Annotated in this window: 24 protein-coding genes; 16 read left to right on the plus strand and 8 right to left on the minus strand. The window is 73.2% G+C overall.

The annotated features are described in order from the left end of the window. Positions 1-52 precede the first annotated feature (52 nt). Genes ACFWIC_RS27145 through ACFWIC_RS27155 form a run of 3 tightly spaced genes read right to left on the minus strand, consistent with a single transcriptional unit; the run spans position 53 to position 2381 of the window. The gene (locus ACFWIC_RS27145; protein WP_329952310.1) at positions 53-598 is read right to left on the minus strand and encodes a dihydrofolate reductase family protein; all 546 of its coding nucleotides are present in this window, start codon (positions 596-598) and stop codon (positions 53-55) included. Next, positions 595-1524: a haloalkane dehalogenase gene (locus ACFWIC_RS27150; RefSeq protein ID WP_329952309.1), complete on the minus strand. Its 930-nt coding sequence runs from the start codon at positions 1522-1524 to the stop codon at positions 595-597. The genes ACFWIC_RS27145 and ACFWIC_RS27150 overlap by 4 nt, the downstream gene beginning before the upstream one ends. Before the next feature lie 41 nt (positions 1525-1565). Next, a complete protein-coding gene (locus ACFWIC_RS27155) occupies positions 1566-2381 on the minus strand; it encodes an SDR family oxidoreductase (protein ID WP_380361024.1) in 816 nt (271 codons plus the stop codon). Positions 2382-2488: 107 nt separating this feature from the next. Here ACFWIC_RS27155 and ACFWIC_RS27160 point away from each other — a divergent pair, with 107 nt between their 5' ends. Both ACFWIC_RS27160 and ACFWIC_RS27165 read left to right on the plus strand, forming a co-directional pair. Further along, positions 2489-3067 (plus strand): TetR/AcrR family transcriptional regulator, encoded by a 579-nt coding sequence (locus ACFWIC_RS27160; RefSeq protein ID WP_329952307.1) that lies wholly within the window; start codon positions 2489-2491, stop codon positions 3065-3067. A 497-nt stretch (positions 3068-3564) separates the two neighbouring features. Then, positions 3565-4269, plus strand: a complete 705-nt coding sequence (locus tag ACFWIC_RS27165; RefSeq protein WP_380361025.1) for a MarR family transcriptional regulator — start codon at positions 3565-3567, stop codon at positions 4267-4269. A gap of 174 nt (positions 4270-4443) precedes the next feature. Here the strand turns inward: ACFWIC_RS27165 and ACFWIC_RS27170 are convergent, their stop codons facing one another. Further along, complete coding sequence (locus ACFWIC_RS27170; protein WP_380361026.1) at positions 4444-4848, minus strand: nuclear transport factor 2 family protein; 405 nt, start codon at positions 4846-4848, stop codon at positions 4444-4446. 301 nt (positions 4849-5149) lie between these two features. Here ACFWIC_RS27170 and ACFWIC_RS27175 point away from each other — a divergent pair, with 301 nt between their 5' ends. Next, on the plus strand, positions 5150-6328 hold the full coding sequence (locus ACFWIC_RS27175) for a CapA family protein (RefSeq protein WP_380520215.1): 1179 nt from the start codon (positions 5150-5152) through the stop codon (positions 6326-6328). A 123-nt stretch (positions 6329-6451) separates the two neighbouring features. Here ACFWIC_RS27175 and ACFWIC_RS27180 read toward each other — a convergent pair whose 3' ends face one another. Next, a complete protein-coding gene (locus ACFWIC_RS27180) occupies positions 6452-6679 on the minus strand; it encodes a hypothetical protein (protein WP_329952304.1) in 228 nt (75 codons plus the stop codon). A gap of 529 nt (positions 6680-7208) precedes the next feature. On the opposite strand from ACFWIC_RS27180, the gene ACFWIC_RS27185 reads away from it, so the two are divergent. The 3 genes from ACFWIC_RS27185 (at position 7209) to ACFWIC_RS27195 (ending at position 10967) form a co-directional block, all read left to right on the plus strand. Further along, positions 7209-7412, plus strand: coding sequence for a cold-shock protein (locus ACFWIC_RS27185; RefSeq protein WP_030918248.1), 204 nt, complete (start codon positions 7209-7211; stop codon positions 7410-7412). 372 nt (positions 7413-7784) lie between these two features. Continuing rightward, entirely contained in the window at positions 7785-9338 is a 1554-nt protein-coding gene (locus ACFWIC_RS27190) for a DEAD/DEAH box helicase (protein ID WP_329881488.1), read from the plus strand. A 216-nt stretch (positions 9339-9554) separates the two neighbouring features. Then, on the plus strand, positions 9555-10967 hold the full coding sequence (locus tag ACFWIC_RS27195; protein ID WP_380362380.1) for a SulP family inorganic anion transporter: 1413 nt from the start codon (positions 9555-9557) through the stop codon (positions 10965-10967). Between the two features lie 107 nt (positions 10968-11074). Here the strand turns inward: ACFWIC_RS27195 and ACFWIC_RS27200 are convergent, their stop codons facing one another. Beyond that, positions 11075-11893 (minus strand): DUF1206 domain-containing protein, encoded by an 819-nt coding sequence (locus tag ACFWIC_RS27200; protein ID WP_380520216.1) that lies wholly within the window; start codon positions 11891-11893, stop codon positions 11075-11077. A 150-nt stretch (positions 11894-12043) separates the two neighbouring features. Next, on the minus strand, positions 12044-12529 hold the full coding sequence (locus ACFWIC_RS27205) for a hemerythrin domain-containing protein (protein WP_380362376.1): 486 nt from the start codon (positions 12527-12529) through the stop codon (positions 12044-12046). Positions 12530-13112: 583 nt separating this feature from the next. On the opposite strand from ACFWIC_RS27205, the gene ACFWIC_RS27210 reads away from it, so the two are divergent. From ACFWIC_RS27210 to ACFWIC_RS27250, 9 genes are all read left to right on the plus strand, one after another. Further along, the gene (locus ACFWIC_RS27210) at positions 13113-13640 is read left to right on the plus strand and encodes a hypothetical protein (protein WP_380520217.1); all 528 of its coding nucleotides are present in this window, start codon (positions 13113-13115) and stop codon (positions 13638-13640) included. Positions 13641-13842: 202 nt separating this feature from the next. Then, entirely contained in the window at positions 13843-14373 is a 531-nt protein-coding gene (locus tag ACFWIC_RS27215) for a sigma-70 family RNA polymerase sigma factor (RefSeq protein ID WP_329948522.1), read from the plus strand. Continuing rightward, complete coding sequence (locus tag ACFWIC_RS27220) at positions 14370-15197, plus strand: zf-HC2 domain-containing protein (protein WP_329948521.1); 828 nt, start codon at positions 14370-14372, stop codon at positions 15195-15197. Before ACFWIC_RS27215 ends, ACFWIC_RS27220 begins: the two co-directional genes overlap by 4 nt. A 123-nt stretch (positions 15198-15320) precedes the next feature. Further along, complete coding sequence (locus ACFWIC_RS27225; protein ID WP_380520218.1) at positions 15321-16133, plus strand: ATP-binding cassette domain-containing protein; 813 nt, start codon at positions 15321-15323, stop codon at positions 16131-16133. A 66-nt stretch (positions 16134-16199) separates the two neighbouring features. Next, positions 16200-17516, plus strand: a complete 1317-nt coding sequence (locus tag ACFWIC_RS27230) for a hypothetical protein (protein ID WP_380362369.1) — start codon at positions 16200-16202, stop codon at positions 17514-17516. Further along, positions 17513-18106 carry a hypothetical protein gene (locus ACFWIC_RS27235; protein ID WP_380362367.1) on the plus strand — a complete coding sequence of 198 codons (594 nt, stop codon included), beginning with the start codon at positions 17513-17515 and terminating at the stop codon, positions 18104-18106. Before ACFWIC_RS27230 ends, ACFWIC_RS27235 begins: the two co-directional genes overlap by 4 nt. Before the next feature lie 139 nt (positions 18107-18245). Beyond that, a complete protein-coding gene (locus tag ACFWIC_RS27240; protein WP_380520219.1) occupies positions 18246-18557 on the plus strand; it encodes an ArsR/SmtB family transcription factor in 312 nt (103 codons plus the stop codon). Between the two features lie 180 nt (positions 18558-18737). Next, positions 18738-19931, plus strand: a complete 1194-nt coding sequence (locus ACFWIC_RS27245) for an MFS transporter (RefSeq protein WP_380520220.1) — start codon at positions 18738-18740, stop codon at positions 19929-19931. 112 nt (positions 19932-20043) lie between these two features. Beyond that, a complete protein-coding gene (locus ACFWIC_RS27250; RefSeq protein ID WP_380362362.1) occupies positions 20044-20676 on the plus strand; it encodes a TOPRIM nucleotidyl transferase/hydrolase domain-containing protein in 633 nt (210 codons plus the stop codon). A 169-nt stretch (positions 20677-20845) separates the two neighbouring features. Here ACFWIC_RS27250 and ACFWIC_RS27255 read toward each other — a convergent pair whose 3' ends face one another. After that, positions 20846-22351 (minus strand): MFS transporter, encoded by a 1506-nt coding sequence (locus tag ACFWIC_RS27255; protein WP_380520221.1) that lies wholly within the window; start codon positions 22349-22351, stop codon positions 20846-20848. A 262-nt stretch (positions 22352-22613) separates the two neighbouring features. Here ACFWIC_RS27255 and htpG point away from each other — a divergent pair, with 262 nt between their 5' ends. Then, a complete protein-coding gene (gene htpG, locus ACFWIC_RS27260; protein WP_380362358.1) occupies positions 22614-24530 on the plus strand; it encodes a molecular chaperone HtpG in 1917 nt (638 codons plus the stop codon). Positions 24531-24672: the final 142 nt, after the last annotated feature.

The raw sequence follows: 24672 nt of genomic DNA on the forward strand, positions 1-24672 counted from the left end.
GTACCCGCTCGGGGCGCCTGCCCGCAGCACGTGGCGGGCAGGCACCCTCCGGTCAGGCCGGCCGGTAGCTCAGGTCCAGCACGCCGGTGGAGAAGGCGGTCGAGCGGGTGAGCTGCAGCGGCACCCGGGCGGAGCCCTCGGCGAAGAGCCGCAGCCCGGTGCCCAGCACGATCGGGTGGACGAGCAGGCGCAGCTCGTCGACGAGCCCCGCCTCCAGCAGGGTGCGGGTCAGACCGATGCTGCCGGTCAGGTTGATGTTCCCGCCCGGCTGCTGCTTGAGCTCCTTGACCGCGGCGACGACGTCGCCCTCGATGACGGCCGAGTTGTTCCAGTCGGTGCCGGTGAGGGTGGTGGAGGCGACCAGCTTGCGGATGCCGTTGATGGCGTCGGCCATCTCACCGCTCCGGTGCGGCCAGACGGCGGCGAACGTCTCGTAGGTCTTCCGGCCCAGGAGCAGCGTGTCGGCCTCGGCGTGCATCTGGCCGACCGCGGCGCCCATCTCGTCGTTCATGAACGGGAAGTGCCAGGTCTCCGGCGCCTCCACGACGCCGTCCAGCGAGATGAACAGGCCGGTCACGATCTTGCGTGGTGCGGTCATGCGAATCCTCCGGGGAGTGGGTGGTGCTTCGGGTCTCGCCGGGCCTCGTCGGGCGAGGGGTCGCGGCGAAGCTTGTGACGGTCCGCCCAGGCGGCGATCGCGGCGGCGATCGCGAGGGGCTGGTCCTCCGGCGTGTGGTGTCCGGCGACCGCGTCGCTGTGCTCGATGTCGAGGCCGGCGATGTTCGCCGCGCACCAGTCGACGATCTCCGGGCCCATCATGGCGCCGGGGCCGGGCGCGAAGGCGATCAGCAGTTTGGGGACGTCCGCGCTGGTCGCCAACCAGCGGTCGTAGGCCCGGATCCTGGACACGACGTCGGCGGGTTCGCCGTCGAGGGGCATCGACCGCGGCCACTGGAGCAGCGGTCGGCGGCTCTCCCGGGTGGGGTAGGGGCGGCGGTAGACGTCCAGATCGGCGGGGGAGAGGGGAGTGGCGACCGAGCCGGGCAGCAACTGCTCGACGAAGGCGTTGTCGTCGAGGATCATGGCCTCGCCCACCTGGGGCGTCCTGATCGCCCGGAACAGCCGGCGGCCGCCCTCGGGGAACTCCTCCCAGGCCATCGGCTTGACGATGGTCTCGGTGAACGCGATGCCGCGCACACGCCCGGGGTGCCGGGCGGCCCAGTCGAACGCCAGGGCGCCGCCCCAGTCGTGCCCGACCAGCACCACGTCCTCCAGGCCGAGTCCGTCGAACCAGGCGTCCAGGTAGCGGGCCTGGTCGGCGAAGGTGTACGCGAGATCGGGCTTGCCCGACTCGCCCATGCCGATCAGGTCCGGGGCGAGGAGCCGGCCCCGCGTGCCGAGGGCGGGGAGGACGTCCCGCCAGAGGTGGGAGGAGGTGGGGTTGCCGTGCAGGAAGACCATCGGTGCACCGGCGCCGACCTCCCGGTGGAACATGGTGGAGTCGAGTACGGGTCGAACGGGCAAGGCGCTACGTTCCTCTCAAGTGCGCGAGCCGGAAGGGTGGTTCAGCGGAAGGCGGGGCCGGTGCGGCCGGCCCACTGCGCGAAGGTCCGCGGCGCCCGGCCGAGGACGCGCTCGACGTCGGGGCTGATCGCCTGCTCGGCGGGCAGCGGCTCGCCGAGGATGGCGAGGGTGCCCTCCACCACCGGCTCGGGCATGAACGCCAGCATCTGCGCGCGGGCCTCGGCGCGGGTCTGCTCGACGAACCGCACCGGAGCGTCCAGCGCCGCGCCGATCGCCGCGGCCCGTTCGCGCGGGGTGACCACGGCCGGTCCGGTGAGCTCGTACGTCCGGCCCGCGTGGCCGTCCTCGCGCAGGACCGCGGCCGCGACCGCGGCGACGTCCGCCGGGTCGACGGTGGGCAGCCCGACGTCGCCGAAGGGCGCGGCGGCCGTCCGCTGCGCACGGATCGACTCGGCCCAGGCGAAGGCGTTCGAGTTCAGGCCGCCGGAGCGCAGGATCGTCCAGTCGAGACCCGAGCGGCGCACGGCGTCCTCGAACGCGGCGGGGTGGCCGTAGACCTCCGGCCGTGTCCCGGCGCCCTGCGAGGAGAGCAGGACGACGCGCCGCACCCCGCTCGCCGCGGCGAGATCGAGGACACCCTGCGGGTCGTCGCCGGCGACGAGCAGGAACAGGGCCGCGGCTCCGTCGAGGGCGGCGCCCAGACTCTTCGGGTCGGCGAGGTCGGCCTCGACGTGCTCGACCCCGTCAGGCAGTCGACCCGGGTTCCGGGACACGGCCGTCACCTGCTCGCCGGCTCCGACGAGGAGCCGCACGAGCTCCTGGCCGACGTTACCGGTCGCACCCGTCACAACAATCACAAGAACCCCCATAGGCAAGGCAATCGGGCGGGCCAGCCGGGTAAGTTAGTTGGCTGACTCAGGTGAGACAGTAGCCGACGCCGCGTCAGGCGTCTACAGTCAGTCAGGTGACTGACTCAAGGAACACCCGGCGATCGTCGGGCAAGCGGGAGCGGCTGGCGGCCGCCGCGGCGCAGGTGCTGCACGAGAAGGGCGTCGAACAGACCACGCTGGCCGACATCGCCAGGGCGGCGGACGTCCCCGTCGGGAACGTCTACTACTACTTCAAGACCAAGAACGAGCTGGTCGAGGCGGCCATCTCCGCGCACGCCCAGGGCCTCCGGGCCGTGATCGACACGCTCGACGCCCTGCCCGGGCCCAGGGAGAGGCTGAAGGCGCTCCTGAGCGGCTGGGTCGACCAGCGCGAGCTCACCGCGCTCTACGGCTGCCCCACCGGAAGCCTCGCCTCGGAGCTCGACAAGCGGGCCGACGGCCTCGACGAGTCCGTCGCGGAGGTCATGCGGCAGCTCATCGACTGGGCGGAGGTCCAGTTCGAGGCGATGGGCCGCGACGACTCCCGTGAACTCGCGGTCGCGCTGGTGGCCGCGTACCAGGGGATCTCGCTGCTCACCAACACCCTCCGCGACCCCGAACTGATGGCCGTCGAGGGGCGCCGGCTGGAGCGCTGGATCGACTCGCTCGCCTGACCCGTCACCGGCGCCCGCCGGGCTGCCGGCCGGACCCCCGCCCGCGCGGCTCCCGGCGGTGCGGGCGGCGGGTCCGGTGCCGCCGCGGAACGCGCGCTCCGGGCCCGGCCGGCGACGGGCCGGGGCGCGCGGTGGATGAGCTTTCCCATGATCTTCAGCCGTTTCTGTCGCTCCGGGTGCCACGCGGCTCCCGGCGCCGCCGGATCGAGGTGGCCGCGAACGGCGGGCACGGTGCGGCGCGGTGGTGCGGGGCGGCGTCGCCCCCGGCCGGGTCGGTTCGTTGCCCGGGAAGGAAAAGCTATGTTGCGTTCACTGTGGGGTCAATTGACATGAGGGGGAATTTCGGTGCTTAATCCGCCATATCTCGCGCAATTGTTGCAATGGAAATGTCGATGAATGCAACCGGAAGCGGTGGCTCATTGCAATGGCATGGCGGTGAACGCACCTTGATCCCGCCCCCGGAACCACGTACGCGACCACATCAGGAGCGACCGACCATGCCCCGAGGCAGGCTCACCCACCAGGACCGCCGACAGATCGCCGCTGGGCTGGCCGGCGGACTCTCGTACAGCGAGATCGCCAAGGGGCTGGAGCGGCCGACCTCGACCGTCACCCGTGAGGTCACGCGCAACGGCGGCCCGAGCGGCTACCGCGCCGACGGCGCCCAGCTGGCCACCCGGCGCCGGGCCCGCCGCGGAGCGGCCCTCCCGGCGGCTCCCGGGTCGGCCGGGGCGCCCGAGCCGCCCGACCCCGCGTTCCCGCAGGAACTGCGGGCGTTCCAGGAACAGTTCATCGGGTTCCTGGTCAACGGGGGCCTCCCGCGGATGCCGGCCGGTGTCCTCGCCTGCCTGTGCACCAGCGACCACGGAAGCCTCACGGCGGCGGAACTCGCCGAACGTCTGAAGGTCAGCCCGGCCACCGTCTCCAAGGCGGTCGGCTACCTGGAGGGACAGGAACTGATCCGCCGTCGGCGCGACCCGCGGGAGCGGCGCGACACGTACGTGATCGACGAGGACGTCTGGGTCCGCGCGATGATCGCCGGTGCCCGGGTGGACACCGTCCTCGCGCAGGTCGCGCGCGAGGGTGCGGGAATCCTCGGGGTGAAGTCGCCGGTCGGTCGCCGCCTCGACGGCATGGGGGCGTTCCTCGACCACGTCGGCCAGGACCTGATCCGGGCGGCCGAGCGCTGGCGGCACGGCTGACCCCTCGCGCGGCGTCCTCCGTTAGCCGGGGTTCTCCGTGCGCCGGGGTCCTCCGCCGTGTCGGACGTCCGAGCGGACCCGGGCGAGGGGCCCGGCCGGCCGGGCCGGCAGCCGGCCGGTCGGGGGATCCGGCGGTCGCGACGGGCCGTGGACGAGTCCCGGGGCGCGGAGCGGTCAGGAGCCGAAGGCCGCCACGGTCTGCGCGGTGTCCTCGGTGCCGCGGTAGTGGACGATCATCCCGTCACGGAACCCGAACCGGTGGTGGAGGTTCATCTCCAGCCGCTGCCCGCCGGCCCGGCGGGCAGCCCGCATCCGCACCACGGTCAGCACCTCGGTGTCGTTCGCGGCGAAGACCAGCGGGGTGAACTCCTCCACCGCCATCGCCGAACCGAACTGCTCGAAGAACTCGGCGACCTCGGCCTTCCCGTGGCGCACGCCGTACCACGGTGCGGCGGTGGACGTCGTCTCCGAGGCCCAGTCGACGTCCTCGCCGAGCCTGGCCAGGATCCCCGGTACGTCGCCGCTGCCGAAGGCCGCGTAGACCGATCGGACCGTCTCGATCATGCTCTGCTCGTTCACCGGGCACCTCTCTCCGGTCGGCATCACACCACCTCCCATGCTAGGAGGGGGGCCGTCCCCGCCGCCTTCCGAGGCACTCGGTGCCGGTGCCGAAAGCCCGGCGCACGAGGGGAGCCCGGCTCGGCGGCGCCCCGGACCGGCCGACCGCGGTGCCCGCGTCGGTGGATCCGCCCGGAGGACAGCAGGGCGTGGGGGAGGCGGGGGAGCGGCCGGGCCGTCGCATAGTCGGAGGTCCGGCTCCGGCCCGGCTGCGGTTCGGCTGCGGTCCGGCCGTTCCTTCCGACCACGAGACGAGTCGATCATGCGTCTGCCCCGCCGACCGGCCCCCACGGCGGCCGTCGCGCTGCTCCTCGCCCTCACCGGCTGCGGCTCCCCGGCCGCTCCGCCGCCGGTGGAGGCCCCGAGCCCCACGGCGACCGGGTCGCCCGCCGGACCACGGCCGTTCACGCTGGTCGCCACCGGTGACGTGCTGCCGCACACCGAGATCATCCGGCAGGCCGAGGAGGACGCCGGCGGCGACGGCTACGACTTCAGCAGGATGTTCGCCGGCGTCAAGCCGCTGATCAGCGGCGCGGACCTCGCCATCTGCCACATGGAGACCGTCTACGGCGCCGACGGCGGGCCGTTCACCGGCTACCCGGCCTTCAAGTCGCCGCCGCAGGTCGCCCGGGCACTCAAGGACGCCGGTTACACCTCCTGCGACACCGCCTCCAACCACACCCTCGACGACGGGGCGGCCGGCATCCGGCGCACCCTCGACGCGATGGACGCCGTGGGCCTGGCGCACACCGGCTCGGCCCGCGACGAGGCCGAGGCGGGGAAGCCCGCGCTGCTCCGGGCGGGCGACGCCACCGTGGCGCAACTCGCCTACACCTACGGCACCAACGGGATCCCGCTGCCGGCGGGCCGACCCTGGGCGGTCAACCTGATCGACCGGGAGCGGATCCTCGCCGACGCGCGCGCGGCCCGGGCGGGCGGTGCGGACGTCGTGGTGGTCAGCGTCCACTGGGGCACCGAGTGGCAGGACGCGCCGAACGACCAGCAGCTCACCCTGGCCCGCGACCTGTCCGCCGGGCAGGGCGAGGGCCGGTCCGACATCGACCTGGTCCTCGGTACACACGCCCACATCCCGCAGGCATACGAGAAGATCAACGACACCTGGACGGTGTACGGCCTCGGCGACCAGCTCGCCGGGCACATGTTCACCTACGACGGCGCCGAGGACCCGCGCGGCAACTGGAGCTCGATCGCCCGCTTCACCTTCGCCCCGCCGGGCGCACCGGGGCGGCGATGGACGGTCGCCAAGGCCGAGTTCGTCCCCCAGGTGACGGACCTCGGCCCGCCCTACCGCGTTCTCGACCTGCGGGAGGCCGCCCGTAGTGACCCCGGTCGGGCCGACTACGCCCGGGCGCTCGACCACATCCGGTCGGTCGTGCTGAGCCGGGGCGCCGCCTCGGCCGGGCTGACCGTGGCACCGTGAAGCCGCCGGCGCCCCACGGGCCGCGTCACTGCGCGGTCGGACGTGCGGGTGCGACGGCGGGGACGGCGGCGCGGCTTCGCGCCAGGGTGTGAGGAGGCCCCGGGCCGCCCCGGGGCCTCGTGGTCAGAGCTTGAACATCGAGGTGTATGGCTGGGTGATGCGTTCCTGCCGTGAACCGAAGTCGACGAGTACGGCGATGTCCCCGTCGCCTTCGACCTCGATGGCACGGCCGAGGCCGTAGCGGTCGTGGGTGACGCGGTCGCCCACGGCGAACCGCTTGCGAGGTGCCTCGACAGGAGCTTTGAAGGGGCTGGTGGGCAGGGGCCGGCGGACTGCTGGTGGTTTCGTCATTCCCCTCAGTATGCGCCGGAAATTGCGGGAGCGGACCCTCGGGTTGACTTCGATTCGGTCAAGCCCGAACGCCGTTCCCACCGTTCGAGGCCGCCGCCGTGCCGGCGGGGGGCGGGAGCGGTCGGCGGCGGCCGGCGCGGGGCCGGTGGCGCGGGGGCGCGCCCGTGCCCCGTCCGCTCCCGGCGATGTCGCACCGGTGAGGAAATTTCCGGCGGGGGGAGGAGTCCGTCGGGGACGGCAACGTCGCTGGTCACGCGGTGTGCCGCTGCCTCCGGCGGGTCGGATCGGCGGCCCGAGGGGGGAGTCTCCGGAGGAGCCGGGAGTGAAAGGTTCCACCGAAGCGGGCTCGGGCCTGCTAGAGTCGTTGTTAGTTGCAGTAGTGGTTCCCATGAACTTTGTGTGCGCCTGCTGGTGTTTTGCGCAGGCGCATTTTTTGTTTCCCCGGCTCTTCCCCGGGCGGGTCATCATCGCGGCGACTCGGAGTCTGCACCGTGCGGGCTCCGGACAGCCCTTGAAGGAGATTTTTTTTATGGCTAATGGCACCGTGAAGTGGTTCAACGCGGAAAAGGGCTTCGGCTTCATCGAGCAGGAGGGTGGCGGCCCGGACGTCTTCGCCCACTACTCGAACATCAACGCCAACGGCTTCCGTGAGCTGCTCGAGGGCCAGAAGGTCGAGTTCGACGTCACGCAGGGCCAGAAGGGCCCGCAGGCCGAGAACATTCGCCCGCTGTAGTTCTTCCGCCACGGCACCCGCCCGGCGGCGAGGGGCCCGCACCGCGTACATGCCCGGTGCGGGCCCCTCGGCTTTTCCCTGAACGACCCCGGCCGCCCGGGCTCCCCGGCTCCCCGGTTCCGCCACCGGCGGCCGCTCCCACGCGAGACGCACTGCGCCGCGTCCGGATCGGCGCCCGACCGTGACAGCTCACGGTTCGAGGTTCCGCGTTCCCGCCCTCTGCGGTGAGCGCCGACCACGGGTGACGTGCCGCACGGCTTCGCCGTCCACGCTCCGCCCGTCACACTTTCTGGCTCGTTTTTTGTGGTCTCCGCCGGCGCCCCGCGCTGCGGACCTTCCTCGAAGCGCGCCGCTCCTGAGGAAGGTTTCCGCATGAACCGTTCCAGTCGTTCCTCCTACCAGAACGCCAACTCCCGCTCCGGAGGCGGCTTCGGCGCCGGCTCCCGCGCCGGCTCGGGCTCGCGCTCGGGTGGCGGCTTCGCCTCCGGCTCGGGCTCCCGCTCGGGTGGCGGGCGGCGCCCCTCCGGCGGGAGGGGTCGTCAGAATTCCACTCCGCAGGGTGAATTCGCCATGCCCGTCACCGTCACCCCGGCGCTTCCGGCCGTCGAGTCGTTCGACGAACTGGACATGCCGAACGCGCTGCTGGCGACGCTGACCCGCCGGGGCGTCACCTCGCCGTTCCCGATCCAGGCCGCCACGCTGCCGAACTCGCTGGCGGGGCGCGACGTCCTCGGCCGCGGTCGGACGGGTTCGGGCAAGACCATCGCGTTCGGTCTCGCCGTACTGGCCAACATCGCGGGGCAGCGGGCCGAGCCGCGCCGCCCGCTGGCGCTGGTGCTGGTCCCCACCCGTGAGCTCGCTCAGCAGGTCACCGAGGCGCTCACCCCGTACGCCCACGCGGTGCGACTGCGGATGGCGACCGCGGTGGGCGGGATGTCGATCGGCCGTCAGGCGCAGACGCTGAACCGCGGGGCGGAGGTCGTGGTGGCCACCCCCGGTCGGCTCAAGGACCTGATCCAGCGTGGCGACTGCCAGTTGGACGGGGTCGGTGTCGCGGTGCTCGACGAGGCCGACCAGATGGCCGACATGGGCTTCCTGCCGCAGGTCACCGAGTTGCTGGAGCAGGTCGCCGAGGGCTGCCAGACGATGCTGTTCTCCGCGACCCTGGACCGCAACGTGGACCGGCTGGTGCGTCGCTTCCTCAACGACCCGGTCACCCATTCGGTGGACCCGTCCGCGGCCGCGGTCAGCACCATGGAGCACCACGTGCTGCATGTGCAGAACTTCGACAAGAACGCCACGATCGCGCACATCGCCTCCCGCGAGGGCGGCGTGATCATGTTCACCGACACCAAGCACGGTGCGGACCGCCTGGTGGAGGACCTCCTCGCGAACGGCGTGAAGGCCGCGGCCCTGCACGGGGGCAAGTCCCAGCCGCAGCGCACCCGGACCCTGGAGCAGTTCCGCTCCGGCCAGGTGACGGCGCTGATCGCGACCAACGTCGCCGCCCGCGGCATCCACGTCGACGGGCTCGACCTGGTCGTCAACCTGGACCCGCCGGCCGACCACAAGGACTACCTGCACCGGGGCGGACGCACCGCCCGCGCGGGGGAGTCCGGCACCGTCGTCACGCTGGTGCTGCCCAACCAGCGCCGTGAGATGACCCGTCTGATGGCCACCGCCGGCATCACCCCCACCTCCACCCGGGTCCACCCCGGCGACGAGGAGCTCGCCCGCATCACCGGGGCCCGGGTGCCCACCGGGGTGCCCGTGGTGATCCCCGACCCCGTCGTCGAGCGCCCCCGCCGCAGGGCCTACGCGGGCGGTGGCGAGCGCCGTGGCCGCTCCGGCGAGACCGGGCGCAGCCCGCAGAGCACCACGGGTGCCCGTCGGCGGTCGCCGAGGCGCATCGCCCTGGCCGCGTAGGCGGAACGGCCGAAGGCGCGGGGACCGCCACGGCGGTCCCCGCGCCGGACGGACGCCGGTCGCCCGGGCTCCCGCGATCCCCTTCTTGCGTGCACCGCCGGTCGCGCCCGAGTACGACAGGTCCACTCCGTCTTGCAGACTTCCCCGCCCGCCGCCCCGCGTTCACGCGTCCCCTTCCCGACCGGGCTGTCGGCGAAGGTCCTCCGCACCGAGGCGATGGCCGGTCTGGTGGTCGCGCTCGCGCTGATCCCCGAGGCCATCTCGTTCTCGATCATCGCCGGTGTCGACCCGAAGATCGGCCTGTTCGCCTCCTTCACCATGGCGGTGGTGATCTCGGTGGTCGGCGGCCGGGCGGCGATGATCTCCGCCGCCACCGGCGCCGTCGCCCTGGTGATAGCCCCGCTGAACCGCGAGCACGGCCTCGGCCATCTGGTCGCCGCGGTCATCCTCGGCGGCGTCGTCCAGATCGCGCTGGGCGCGCTGGGGGTGGCGAAGCTGATGCGCTTCGTCCCGCGCTCGGTCATGGTCGGCTTCGTCAACGCCCTGGCCGTCCTGATCTTCCTCACCCAGGTCCCCGAGATGCACGACGTGCCGTGGGCGGTCTACCCGTTGCTCGTCGGCGGCCTCGGGCTGATGGTGTTCCTCCCGAAGGTCACCAAGGCGGTCCCGGCGCCGCTGGTGGCCATCGTCGTCCTCACCGCGATCACGGTGGCGGCCGGCATCGCGGTACCGACCGTGGGGGACAAGGGCGACCTGCCGTCCTCCCTTCCCGTCCCCGGCCTGCCGGACGTGCCGTTCACCCTGGACACGCTGACCACCGTCGCCCCCTACGCCGTCGCGATGGCGCTGGTCGGGCTGATGGAGTCGCTGATGACCGCCAAGCTCGTCGACGAGATCACCGACACCCGCTCCTCCAAGACGCGCGAGTCGATCGGCCAGGGCGTCGCGAACATCGTCACCGGGTTCTTCGGCGGCATGGGTGGGTGCGCGATGATCGGCCAGACCATGATCAACGTGAAGGTGTCCGGCGCCCGGACCCGCCTGTCGACCTTCCTGGCGGGCGTGTTCCTGATGGTGCTGTGCATCGTGTTCGGCCCCGTGGTGTCGGACATCCCGATGGCCGCCCTGGTCGCCGTCATGGTGATGGTCTGCTTCGCGACCTTCGACTGGCACTCCGTGGCCCCGAGGACGCTGAAGCGGATGCCCGCCGGGGAGATCACCGTCATGGTGATCACGGTCGCGGTGGTCGTCGCGACCGGCAACCTCGCGGTCGGTGTCGCCGTCGGTTCGGTGACGGCCGTGGTCATCTTCGCGAAGCGCGTCGCCCGTCTCGCCGATGTCACGGCCGTCACCGACGCCGAGGGCGGCGAGGTGGTGTACGCGGTGACCGGCGAGCTGTTCTTCGCCTCCAGCAACGAGCTCGCGGGCCGGTTCGACTACGTGAACGACCCGGCCAGGGTCGTCATCGACCTCTCGGCCGCGCACATCTGGGACGCCTCCTCCGTGGCCGCCCTCGACGCCGTCGAGGCCAAGTACGCCAAGCACGGGAAGACGGTCGAGATCGTCGGCCTCAACCAGTCCAGCGCGCGGCTCCATCGGACCCTCAGCGGTGAACTCACCAGCCACTGAGGGCCCGCACCCGTACCCGCACCCGCACCGGTGCCGGCTCCGGGCGACGCGGCGGACGCCCGCGGGCGGTGGGTGTTCGGCCTGCCCGTGACGCTCGGCAGCAGGCGTCAGAAGCGTCGCCAGCGGACGGAGGCGAGGGAGAAGACGCCGAACAGCAGCAACCCCAGGGCCAGGACCGCCAGCAGCCACGGGCCGACCGGCGTGGCCGCGAAGGAGCGCAGGGTGTCGTCGACGCCCTTGGCCTGCGCCGGGTCGAAGCGGACGGCCGCGATCAGGGTGTGGACGCCGACGCCGACGAACACCACGCCGCGGGCGACGTTGCCGGCGATCCCGCCGGCCGTGACCGCGGCGCGGGTCCGCCGCCCCATGGCGGCCGTGTCCATCTTGCGCAGGAACTTCCGCAGGGCCGCCCGGACGGCGATCCCGACTCCGACCCCGATCAGGACCAGACCGGCGGCCGAGACCAGGAACCGGCCACCGGTCCGGCCCAGCACGGTGGCCGTCCAGTCCTTGGACGCACTGTCGCTGTCGGACCCGCCCCCGGACCCGGCGGCGAACGCCGCGGTTCCCCAGCAGACCGACGCGTAGAACGCCGCGCGCCCGGTGTTGAGCAGCCTGCTGGTGGTCTTCTTGCGGCCCCGCTCACCGAAGGCGGCGGCCGAGGCGCGCCAGATCGTCATGCATCCGAAGCCCACGGCCAGCAGCCACAGCAGCGTGCGGCCGAAGGGCTGGTCCGCGATCTGTCGGAGCGCGCCCTGGCGGTCGGCCTCCTCCGAGCCGCCGCCCAGCAGGGCGATCCGCAGGGCGAGGTAGCCGACCACGACGTAGACGAGGCCGCGGGCGGTGAACCCTCCCCGGCCGGCCAGGCGTAGCAGTCGGTCCGCGGAATCCCCACGGTGCTGCCGGGTCTGCGTGGCAGTGGACACGGCGACTCCCCCTTCGTCCGGGGCGCGCCCTGCGCGCGCCCGGGAGAGCGTGTGCCCGCGTCGGCCGCAGGTAGTCGCCCCGCCGTGCGTGCGGAGGGCGGGGAACGGGGGCGGTGGGTCGGCGGGGCGGCGGTGCGCCGCCCCGCCGGCTCACGCCGTACCGAACCGGAAGACCGTGTCCGGCCAGTCGGCAGCCGGTCCGGACCTGTCGAGCGCCTCGCTGATCGCCCGTTCCTCGTAGCCGAAGTGGGACTCCATGACGGCCGCCAGTCCGTCGAGCTCGCGCCCGATCGCGTCGAGGGCCGGGCCCCGCGATTCGGTGGCCCGGTGCGCGAGTTCACCGACGCGGGACAGGATCGAGGAGATCATCCCGTGGTCCTCGACGAGCTTCGCGACCGTCGGCGCGAGATCGGGGCGTTCCCGCAGCAGGTGGGAGAACATCCCGTCGTCCTCGCCGCGGTGGTGCGACTCCAGGGCGGCGCAGAAGGCCAGGCAGTGGGTGACGAGTGTGTCGTCGCTCAGGCGGCGGTGCCCGAGATCCGTCCTGATCCCGGTGATCAGGCGGCGCAGTTCCTCATGTGCTCGTGCGAGCTGCAGGCTCAGCGCGGCTGCACGGTCGCGATCCTGGGAGGCCAAGGTCGGCGGTCCCCTTCGGTTCCGCACCTCCATGCCTGACGCAGTCCGTCACCGGCACGCGATGCCCGGCCATCCGACCACGCGACGCGCCGGTACGGCAAGCAGGATCCGGGGCACGGTCAGGTCCCCGGTGCCCGGGTGACGGCGTGTCCGCCGCAGGGCCCGGGGCGGCCGGCACACGGCATCTCTCCAGAAAACTCACAGCACGGTGTGGAACCCCCACCGCCGGGCTGCCTAGGCTCCGCATGTGCACGACGAAGTGCGCGGGGCCGGCGGCGACGGACGAGGACCGGCGCGAGCCGGCCGCCCGGCACCACGGGAAGATCACATGGACTACTGCGCACCCTGCCGACGCCATCTGAACGGCGCTCTGGCCTGCCCCGGCTGCGGGGCGCCGGCGACCGGTCCTGAGCCGGTGGCGTACCGACCGGCGGACGCCGCGGCGGTGACGCGCCCGCAGCCCGGCGTGCCGGGGCCGGTGCCGCTGCCGGCCGGGCGCGGCGACGGTCGGACCGTCGGCCGGACCGGAGGTCGCGCGAACCCGCGGCGGATACGGCGACGGCCGGGGCGGATCGTGGTGTCCGTGGTCGGCCTGGCCGTCGTGGGGCTGGGAGCCGTGACGCTGGCGGCGAACGGCTCGGAGGGGGTGCCGCCCGAACCGGCGGCCGAACAGTCGGTGGCCACCGTGCCGCAGCACGTCCCGACCCCGCAGCCGACGGTGTCCGGCGCGCCGCCGTCCGCGACCGGGGCGCAGGGGCCGCCCACCCCGCAGCGCTCCGGCAGCCGCCCGCCCTCCGCCGCCGCATCACCCACCGCCCCCCTCTCCGCGTCCGCCTCCGCCCCGACCGCGGCCCCGTCGTCGGCGCCCCGGGGCGGCGCTCCGGCGGTGTCGGCGACCACCCGCGGGCCCGACCCGGTCGGCCCGAGTCCGGCGGCGCCGGGCCCGTCGGTGCCGGGCACGCCCCCGACGGCTCCGGCGACCCCCGTGACCCCGGTGACCACCCCGCCTCCCGTCACGAGCCCGCCGTCCTCGCCCTCGGCGCCGCCGACGGCCACACCCGCCCCGCAGCCGACCCGCACCTGCACGCCGTTCCTCTTCTGGTGCACCTGAGGACGTCCCGGCAGGGGCAGGGGCAGGGGCAGGACGCCGGGGGCCGCAGCGGGTGACTGCGGTGGCCGACACCGGTCCGGAGCCCGCCTCCCCGCCGCCCGGACCGGCGCGATCCGGTGCTGTGACGTGGATCACGCCGCCGAGGAAAACCGGGAGCCGCCGTGCTCCGTCAGACCAGGACGTGAAACGTTCACCGGCCTCGATGACCGAGGCCCAGCTGGTCCGACGGATCTCCTGCGGGGACACGGCGGCCTTCGACGAGCTGTACCGGCGCAGCGCCCCGTGGTTGACGGCGCGGCTGCGTCGGCGCTGCGCGGACGACGAGATCGTCGCCGAGGTCCTGCAGGAGACGTACATGGCGGTGTGGCGGGCGGCCGGGCCCTTCGCCGACAGCATGCGCGGCGAGGAGGCCGGCGGCTGGCTGTGGACGATCGCCGCCCGCCGGCTGGTGGACGCCTTCCGCGTACGCGGCCGGCACAGCACCCTCCCGCCGGCGACCGCCGCCCCGGGCCCGGCGCCCTCGGCCGAGCACGAGGTGCTGGACGCCGAGATCGGGGGCGACCTGGGTGCGGCGCTGGACCGGCTGGCTCCCGAGCTGCACCAGGTCCTGACCGCGATGGTGCTCGACGGGCTGACGGTCCGCGAGACGTCCGAGCTGCTGCGGATCCCCGAGGGCACCGTCAAGACCCGTGCCCGCCGTGCCCGCCTCGACATGCGAAAGGCCCTGTCATGACTGCGCACGTCCCCCGCGAGCTGCTGGTGAGCTACGTACTGGACCCCGGCGCCCCGACCGGGCCCAGTGCGGGTGCGCTGTGGACGCTGGAGGCCCACCTGGAGCGGTGCGCCGTCTGCCAGGCCGTGTTGAGGGAGGTGTCCCTCGCCCACCGCCCGGCCGACACCCTGCTGATGGCGCAGGTGCGCGAGCGCCTGACGGCGACCCTGACGCCGGTGCGCCGGCGCCGGTGGCGACGGGTGCGGAGCGAACTGGCCCGGTGGGCGGCGCCGGCGCTCGGGCCGTGGGTGGCGGCGGTCGTCCTCGTCGTCCTCGGCGCCCTGGTGCTGTCGTCGGCCGTCCTGCGGGACTCGCCGACCCTGCTCCTGCTCGCGCCGGTGATGCCGCTGCTGGGCGTGGCGCTGAGCTGGGGCCCGCACTCCGATCCGGTCCACGAGCTGATCGCCACGACGCCCCGGTCGGGGCTCGGTCTGGTCCTGCGGCGGACCCTGGCCGTGCTGACCCTCGTCATCCCGGCGCTGGCGGTCGCCGGCGGGATCACCGGCGCCGCGTCCGCGCTGGTCCTGTTGCCGGCCCTCGCGTTGACGTGTGCGGGCCTGGCGCTGGGCAGCCTGGTGGGAATCCAGCGCGCCACCACCGGGCTGGGCGCCGGATGGGCCCTGTTCGTGGTCGTCCCCGCCGTCGACGGCAAGACCGTCCCGTTCTACCTGCAGGAGTCCGCGGCCCCGGGATGGGCGGCCGCGACCGCTGTCCTGGGTGTCGCCGTGGTCCTCTGCCACAGGGCCTACCTGCACCCCCGCGAGGCCCGCGCGCGCCAGCGCTGAACACCGCAACGTCGTTCCGCGCGGCGCCCGTTCCGCGCAGCGACCGTTCCGCGCGGCCCTGCACGTGGCGCGCGGCGCCCGTCACCCGTACCCCCTTCACCCGCACCGCGAGGAGACACGACCATGCCCGGAACCGGCATCGCGAGCGAGATCGCGCCCACCGGCTACGCCCATCACATCCAGGCCCACGCGCTGACCGTCCGGCGGGGCCGCCGCTCCGCCGTCGACGGGGTCGACCTGAAGCTGGGCGTCGGCGTGCACGGCCTGCTCGGCCCCAACGGGGCGGGCAAGACCACCCTGATCCGCACGCTCGCCACCGTCCTGACCCCGCACGGCGGCGAGCTGGAGCTCCTGGGCAGCGCGCGTCGCACCCGGGGCGAACTGCGTGAACTCCGCCGCCGGTTGGGCTACCTGCCGCAGGCCTTCGGACACTACCGGCGTTTCACCGTCAGGGAGTTCGTCGAGTACATGGCCTGGCTCAAGGAGGTGCCGGGCCGGCGGACCGCCGACGCGGTGCAGCACGCCATCGACCGCGTGGACCTGACCGGCCGGGCCGACGACCGCATGGGGTCGCTCTCCGGCGGCATGCTGCGCCGGGCCGGCATCGCCCAGGCGATCGTCAACGACCCCGACATCCTGCTGCTCGACGAGCCGACCGTCGGCCTGGACCCGGCCCAGCGCATGGAGTTCCGTTCCCTGCTGCGCGACATCGGCGCACAGTCCTGCGTCCTGGTCTCCACGCACCTCGTCGAGGACATCGGCGCCGCCTGCGCCGGCGTCGTGCTGATGTACGAGGGCGGCACGGTCTTCGCGGGCGACGTCGACCGGCTCCGCGCCGCGGGCACCGACGCGGACCCGGGCGACAGCGAGATCGAGCGCGGCTACTCCGCGCTCCTGCGCCGGCACCGGGAGGGGAAGGTCGGGGCCGGGGGATAGGCGACGCGGCACGACCACCGTCCGACACCCCTGCCCGCCCCGATCCCCGACGAATTGGAGTCCGTGATGTTCCGCATGGTGCGCCTGGAGGCGAAGCGCTCGATCGCCCTGCTGCTGTTCCTGGTGGTGGCCGCCCTGACCCGTGTCTTCCTCTGGATGGACGTCCAGCAGTGGGCGGCCAGTTGGACGCCCCTGGTCCACTCGATGCGGGGGACGGCCTGGATCGTGCTGCCGGTGGTGCTGGCCGCCGCGATCTGGCACGGCGGGCGGGAGCGGCGCGCCGAGGTCTCCGAGCTGTTCGCCGCCACGCCGCGGCCGCACCGGGTCCGTCTGCTGCCCGCCTTCCTGGTGTTCGCCGGTACGGCGGTGCTCGCCGTGGCGGCGGTGGTGGGATGGGCGGCGGTCGTGGTCGCCGGGAACGCGACCTTCGACGGCGGCGAGTGGCCGCTCGGCCTCGCGGTGGGACTGCTCGCCGCCGTCGCCGTCACCCTGGTCGGGCTGGGTGTCGGTCGGGTGGCGCCCGCGCCGGTCGCGGCGCCGCTAGGCGCGGTGCTGCTGTTCCTGGCCCTGACGTTCGCTCAGGTGCGGGACGGCCGCCCGGCCAACCGCCTGGTGGACACCGTGCTGCCGATGCTGCCGGTCACGGACGACTTCCACCGGGTGCTGCCCGCCTTCTCGGTGGCCCAGGGCGTCTGGTTCGCCGGCCTCGGGGCCACCGGCGTGCTGCTGGCCGTCGCGGTCACCTCGCGCGCCCGGGCCCTCGCCCTGGCGCCGGCCGTGGCCGGGGTGGCCCTCGGAGCGGTACTGGCGCCGTCGGGCGCGATCGTCCCCGCCCCGGCGGCCACCGCCCTGGTCTGCGCACCGGGTGACGACCGGATCTGTGTCACCCAGGTGCACAGCAGGGCCCTGCAGGACCTCATCGCGCCCGCGCGGAAGGTGCTCGAAGCCTTCGCCGAGGTGCCCGGCGGCCCGAAGCGGGTGCAGGAGGACCAGGTGAGCTGGATGTTCGACGACGGCAGGCCGACGGCCGGTGCCGATCTCGACACGGTCAGGGTCGCGCTTCCGTACCGGACCAGGGAGGGCGGCATCCGGTGGGAACCTGACGCGGTCCTCTCGATCGTGGCCCAGGAAGCCACCGTCGACCCGGGCTGCTTCGACGGGCAGGAGGAGCAGCGCCGTGCGTTCGACGCCTCCGGTGCGATCACCGCGGCGCTCCTGGACACCCCCACCGACAAGCTGAGCCCCGCCGCCCGCCAGGCCTACGACACGCTGCGCGCGCTGCCGATCGAGGAGCGCCGCCGGCGGATCGGGGACGGCCGCAGGGCCGGGCTGACCTGCGGGGACCCGCTGGCCGTCGTCATGGGTCGGGAGGCGGGCCGGTGACCCCGGGTCTGCGTGGCCTCGTGCTGCACCTGCGCAGCCGGGCGATCCCGGTGACCGTCCTGGTCTTCCTCGCCGCAGCCGGCGTCTCCTGGGCCGGATTCCGGCTCGACGATCCGGGCATGTCCCGGACGATCGGTCTGACCGCCCTGGTGCTGGGCGTCGCGGCGATCTCCCGGACGCTCTCCGGCCCGGACGAGGAACTGGAGCGCGGGACGCCCGTCCCCTGGCGGCTGATCCGCTTCCTCCACCTGGCGCTGCTGGGCGCGGTCCTCCTCGGCCTGCTGATCGCGGTCCGTCCGATCGCCGGAGAGCGGACGCACGCCGTGCCGCTCGGCAACCTCGTGCTGGCCGGTCTGGCCCTGAGCGCGGTGACCGCTCTCGCCGCGGTGCTGCTGGGGGCGCACGCGGCCTGGGCCCCGCCGGTCGGCTGGGCCCTGGTCATGCTGACGGTGGGGTCCCGGAACTCCCCCGGCGGGCAGGCGCTGACCTGGATGGTGCAGGACCCCCGCACCGTCATCTCCACGACGGTGGCCGTCGCGCTGACGGTCGTGGGCGCCGCCGCCTACACCTGGCGGGGCAGCCGCTGGTGAACGGGGTGCGCCGGTCCTCCGGAGGCGCCGCGCGCCCCCGGAGGCCCGCCGTCCGAGCTTGACACGTTTCCTCGTATCGAGAATATTAGATATGTCTTACGGGGCCGTCGTAGTCGTCGTGCGGAGGGAGTGTGGGGCGGTGGATCCGCTGGCCGTTCACAAGGCGCTCGCGAACCCGGCGCGCGCGGACTTCCTGCGCTGGCTGAAGACGCCCGAGCGCTACTTCGACGAGGACTACTACCGTGAGCGCGGTGTGGGGTTCCACATCGGCGTGTGCGTGACGGACATCCGGGAGCAGTCGGGACTGGCCCAGTCGGTCGTCTCCGGCTACCTGCAGATCCTGCGGGACGCCGGGCTGCTCGTGTCGGAACGCGTCGGCAAGTGGACCTTCTACCGGCGCAACGAGGAAACGATCGCGGCGTTCGCCGCCTACGTCCGCGACGAGCTCTGAGGCTTCCCGGGCGGGCCGCGGGGGCCTTGTCGGCGGGCCCGGCGCCTCGCGGCGCCGGGCCGCCCTGAGGGCCCTTTTTTTCGACATCATCCATCTAATTATCTAGATTTGTAGCTCGGTCTCACGGGGCTGCGGGCCGGCGGTGAGCCGTCCTCCGGGGGCCGGGCGCGAAAGGCTGCCATGCGAAAGACCGGTCTCGTCGTCCTGACCCTCGCCCTGGGGGTGTTCGGGATCATCACCACGGAGATGGGCGTCGTCGGCGTCCTGCCCCGCATATCCGAGGAGTTGGGCGTCGCGCCGTCCACGGCCGGATGGCTGGTCGGCGTCTTCGCGCTCGTGGTCGCCGCCACCGGGCCGTTCACGACCCTCCTGGCCTCCGCCGTTCCCCGCAAGACGGTCCTGGCGACCGCGCTCGCCGTGTTCACCGTCTCCAACGCCGTCTACGCGCTGACCGACCGGTTCGAGGTGATGTTCGTCTTCCGGGTGATCCCGGCGGTGTTCCACCCGGTGTTCTTCTCGGTCGCGCTCACCGCCGCGGCCCGGCTCGTCCCGGCGCAGCGGGCCACCCGGGCCGCGACGACCGTCTTCGCCGGCGTCACGGTCGGGTTCGCCTTCGGGGTGCCGCTCACCTCCTACCTCGCCGAACACCTGTCCCTCGCCGCCGCGTTCTGGTTCGGTGCGGGTGTCAACCTCCTCGCCCTCCTCGGCGTGCTGGCCCTCTTCCCGTCCATGCGGTCGGAGGAACGCCTCTCCTACGGAGACCAGTTGCTGATCCTGCGGCGCCCCCGGCTCTGGCTGGCGGTGCTGGCCGTCGTGGCCGTGTTCGCGGCGATGTTCTCGGTCTACGGGTACTTCGCCGAATACCTGGAGCAGGTCACCCGGCTGAGCGGCTCCCAGGTCGGCACCGCACTGATGGCGTTCGGGATCGTGATGGTCGCCGGGAACCTCCTCTTCGGCCGGATGCTGGAACGCGACCCGGTCCGCACGGTGACCGCCTTCCCGGTGCTCTACGTACTCGTCTACGCCGTGGTCTACGTGGTCGGACCGTGGACCGTGCCGATGGCCGTCGGCGTGCTGCTCTGGGGGGCGGTGCACTCGGGCGGACTCGTCGTCAGCCAGAGCTGGCTGGCCCGGGACGCCCAGGACGCGCCCGAGTTCGGAAACAGCCTCTTCATCTCCTTCTCCAACCTCGGGATCACCCTCGGCAGCGCGGCGGGCGGGCTCGTGGTGTCCTCGCTGGGCGCGCACCGGCTGCCGTGGGCCGGAGCGGCGTTCGCCCTCGTCGCGCTGGCCGCCGTCCTGCTGCGGCGGCGCCTCGGGCCGGTCGTTGCGGCAGGCCCGGGCCGTGCCGGTCGTTCCCGAGGTCGTACGTGACCCTGAAGCGGCCGGGCTCTCCGGGCGGGTGGAGCGCGGCCGGGAGCGTGCGGCGGCCGTGGTGCGCGGAAAAATCCGTGCCCGATCGCGTGCGCAGGAGCAGAATCGCCCTGTGGTGGACATGAGAGCGTTCCGGGACGCGGTCGTCGGCTGGGCGGCGGGCGGCCCCGAGGAACCGGCGCGGGAGTCGGCGGCGAGGGAACTGGCGGCGCGGCTCGGCGTGCGGACCGCGGTGCTGCTGGAAGGGCCGAGCGACCTGGAGGCCGTCGAGGCGCTGGCGGCGCGCTGCGGCAGGGACCTGCCCGCCGAGGGCGTGTGCGCCGTCCCCATGGGCGGAGCCATGTGCGTCGGCCGCTACGCCGGCCTGCTCGGGCCGCCCGGGCTGGGTCTGCGGCTCGTCGGCCTCTGCGACGTGGGCGAGCAGGGCTTCTACGACCGCGGTCTGGATCGGGCCCGCGCGCCGCGCGAGGGGTTCTTCGTGTGCTCGGCGGACCTGGAGGACGAACTCATCCGGGCCCTGGGTGTGGCGCGGATCGAGGAGATCGTCCGGGCCGAGGGCGATCTCCCGGCCTGGCGGATCTTCGGACGCCAGCCCGCCCACCGGGGCGAGCCGCCGGAGCAGCAGATGCGGCGCTTCCTCGGTACGAAGAAGGGCCGCAAGATCCGCTACGGGCGCCTCCTGGCGGAGGCCGTCGACCTCGGGCAGGTACCCGCGCCCCTCGCGGGTCTGCTCGCCTGCCTGTGACCGGGCAGGAGGGGCGCGCTGCGGGGATCCGTGTCAGCGGGTGGCCGTGGGTTCGTGCGCAACGGCGGGCGGGACCGCCGTGCCGCCCCTCCGCACCGGACCGGGGAGAACGGTTGTGCGGTGCGGTGCCGGGACCGCACCGCACCGCACCGCCCACCGGCCGGGCCGGCTAGGCCGACGTCGTGCCGACGGCGCTCAGGGGCGGGGCCAGGGACTCCAGGCTGCGCCGTTCCGCGCGGACGCCGATCGCGGCCTCCACCAGCCCGGCGGCGGTCATCAGTCCCGCACCGATGCAGAACGCGAGGGTGGTGTCGGAGACGTTCCCGGTGCTCACCAGGCTGTTGAACAGCAGCGGCCCGCTGATGCCGCCGGCCGCCGTGCCGACGGCGTAGAAGAACGCGATGCACATTGCCCTGGTCTCCAGCGGGAAGATCTCGCTGACCGTCAGGTAGGCCGAACTCGCGCCCGCGGAGGCGAGGAAGAGCACGGCCGTCCAGCACGCCGTCATGGTGACGGCCGAGAGCGAGCCGTGCTGGAAGAGCGCGGCGGTGCCGAACAGCAGCAGGCCGGAGCCGAGGTAGGTGCCGGCGATCATCGGCTTGCGCCCGACCGAGTCGAAGAGGTGGCCGAGCAGCAGCGGGCCGAGGAAGTTGCCGACGGCGATCACCGCGAAGTAGTAGCCGGTGTCGCCCTGGGGGACGTCGAAGTACTGGGTGAGGATCACCGCGTAACCGAAGGTCACCGAGTTGTACAGGAACGCCTGGCCGATGAACAGCGCGAGGCCGAGCACCGTCCGGCGCGGGTAGCGGGCCACGACCGTGCGGGCGATCGTGACGAAGCCGAGCGGGGCGCGCTCGCGGATCAGGATCGGCTCGTCGGTGAGCGGGGGCAGCGCGGTGCCGGTCTGCCGCTCGACGGCCCGTTCGGCCTCGGCGACCACCTTCTCCGCCTCGTCCGCGCGTCCGTGCGTGATCAGCCAGCGCGGACTCTCCGGGACGTGTCGGCGCACCAGCAGGATCACCAGGCCGAGGGCCAGACCCAGGCCGAAGGCGAGCCGCCAGCCGACGTCCGTGGCGAAGAGCGCGGTGTCGAGCAGGGCGATGGACGCGAACGCCCCGAACGCCGCGCCGATCCAGAAGCTGCCGTTGATGATCAGGTCGATTCGGCCGCGGACCCGGGCCGGGATCAGCTCGTCGACCGCGGAGTTGATCGCCGCGTACTCGCCGCCGATGCCGAAGCCGGTGAAGAAGCGGCAGACGAAGAAGAACCAGGCCGACGAGGAGAACGCCGTCACGGCGGTCGCGGCGAGGTAGACCGCGAGCGTCAGCATGAACAGTTTCTTGCGCCCCAGCCGGTCGGTCAGCCAGCCGAAGAACAGGGCCCCGCTGCACGCGCCCGCCACGTAGACGGCGGCGGCGACGGTGGTCACCTGGGTGGTCGAGATGGAGATCCCGCTGCCCTGCTCGGCGAGCCGGGCCGCCATGGTGCCGACGATCGTCACTTCCAGGCCGTCCAGGATCCAGACGGTGCCCAGGCCGATCACGATCCTCCAGTGCCAGCGGCACCACGGTAACCGGTCCAGCCGGGCCGGGACCCTGGTCTCGATCACGTCGTCGCCGCGGGTGGTGCGGGTCCGCTCTTCCGGTCGTTCGGACGGCTTCACCGGGTCGGCCATGACGGGTGTTCCTCTCGCGAGGTGTTCAGGACGCCCCCGCGTCTGCCCGGTCGCCCGGCGATCACACCGGTGGGTTCCCCGGCGGACGCGGCGGCCGGCCGCGGGCCCCCGGGCCGCCCGGGGCTCGGGACCCGGGCGGGTGGCGGACGGCCGGCGCGTGACGGCGGCCGGCGGGCTCGGCCTATCATTCCGGAGCCGACGGGGAGTCACCCGGACTCGCCCGTCCCGCCCAGCACGTTTCATCCCGAAAAGGAGCCTCCGAGTGGGTAGCACTGTCGAGACGCTGGAATTCCAGGCCGAGACGCGCCAGTTGCTCCGGTTGGTGATTCACTCGATCTACTCGAACAAGGACATCTTCCTGCGCGAGCTGATCTCGAACGCCTCCGACGCACTGGACAAGCTGCGGCTGGAGTCGCTGACCGACTCCGACCTCGACGCCGACACCTCCGACCTCCACATCCTCCTGGAGGTCGACGAGGCCGCCCGCACGCTGACCGTCCGCGACAACGGCATCGGCATGACCCGGGACGACGTCGTCGACCTGATCGGCACGATCGCCCGGTCCGGCACCGCCGGTCTGCTGGAGAAGATCAAGGAGACCCGGGACGCCGAGGCGGCGCAGAGCCTGATCGGTCAGTTCGGCGTCGGTTTCTACTCGGCGTTCATGGTCGCCGACCGGGTCACCCTGAGCACCCGGCGGGCCGGCACCGGTGCCGGGACCAGGTGGGAGTCCGACGGCGAGGGCACGTACAGCATCGAGGAGGTCGACGGACTGCCCGTGGGCACCTCGGTCACCCTGCACCTCAAGCCCGTCGACGGCGAGGACGGGGTCGCCGACTACCTGGCCGGGTGGAAGATCCGCCAGATCGTCAAGCAGTACTCGGACTTCATCCGCTGGCCGATCCGGATGGCGGCGGAGCGCCCCGGCGCCGACGGCGCCACCGAGCCCGGGGTCGACACGCTCAACTCGATGAAGGCCCTGTGGGCCCGGCCGCGCAGCGAGGTCACCGAGGCCGAGTACCACGAGTTCTACCGGCAGATCAGCCACGACTGGCTCGACCCGGCCGAGACGATCCACATGCGGGCCGAGGGCACCTTCGAGTACGAGGCGCTGCTGTTCATCCCCTCGCAGGCGCCGCTCGACCTGTTCTCGCGCGACACCCGGCGCGGCGTCCAGCTGTACGTCAAGCGCGTGTTCATCATGGACGACTGCGAAGCGCTGATGCCGGACTACCTGCGCTTCGTCAAGGGCGTGGTGGACGCCCACGACCTGTCGCTGAACATCTCCCGCGAGATCCTGCAGCACGACCGCCAGATCCGCGGCGTGCGCCGACGGCTGGTCAAGAAGGTGCTCGGCGCCCTCAAGAGCGTGCAGACCGCCGACGCCGAGCGCTACACGAAGCTGTGGGCCCAGTTCGGCCGCGTGCTGAAGGAGGGGCTGCTGGAGGACACGGACAACACCGAGGCCCTCCTGGAGCTGGTGTCGGCGGCCTCCACGCACGACGCGGAGCAGCCCACCACCCTGCGCGAGTACGTCGGACGCATGAAGGACGGCCAGGACGCGATCTACTACCTGGCCGGCGAGGACCGGGCCATGGTGGAGAACTCGCCCCACATGGAGGCCTTCGCCGCCCGGGGGTACGAGGTCCTGATCCTCACCGACCCGGTCGACGAGGTCTGGGTGGACCGGGTGCCCGCCTTCGACGGGCACCGTCTGCAGTCCGTCGCCAAGGGCCAGGTCGACCTCGGCGAGCCCGAGGACGGCGACCAGGACGCGGAGGCCGAGAAGGCCCGGCGCGAGCAGGACTTCGCCGCCCTGCTGCCGTGGCTGACGACGGCCCTGTCCGAGCAGGTGAAGCAGGTCCGCCTGTCGTCGCGCCTCACCACGTCGGCTGCCTGCGTCGTCGGCGACGCCCACGACATGACCCCGACCCTGGAGAAGATGTACCGGGCGACGGGGCAGCAGGTCCCCACGGTGAAGCGGATCCTGGAACTCAACCCCACGCACCCGCTGGTCACCGCGCTGCGCTCGGCGCACGAGGCGAACGCCGACGATCCCGCGCTCGCCGAGGTCGCCGAGCTGGTGTACGGCAGCGCGCTGCTCGCCGAGGGCGGTGACCTGCCCGACCCGGCCCGCTTCGCCCGGCTGCTGACCACCCGTCTGACCCGGGCCCTGTGACCCGGGCCCGGTGACCGGTGGGGTGGGGGGCCCCGGCCCCCGGCCCCCCCCGGCGCCCCCCCCCCCCCGGCCGGCCCGGCGGGCCCCCCCGCCCCGCGCCCCACCCCCACCCCGCCCCCCCCCAAAACAGAGAATAAAAACC

This window comes from Kitasatospora sp. NPDC127035 (assembly GCF_042726075.1).
Taxonomy (GTDB): Bacteria; Actinomycetota; Actinomycetes; order Streptomycetales; family Streptomycetaceae; genus Kitasatospora.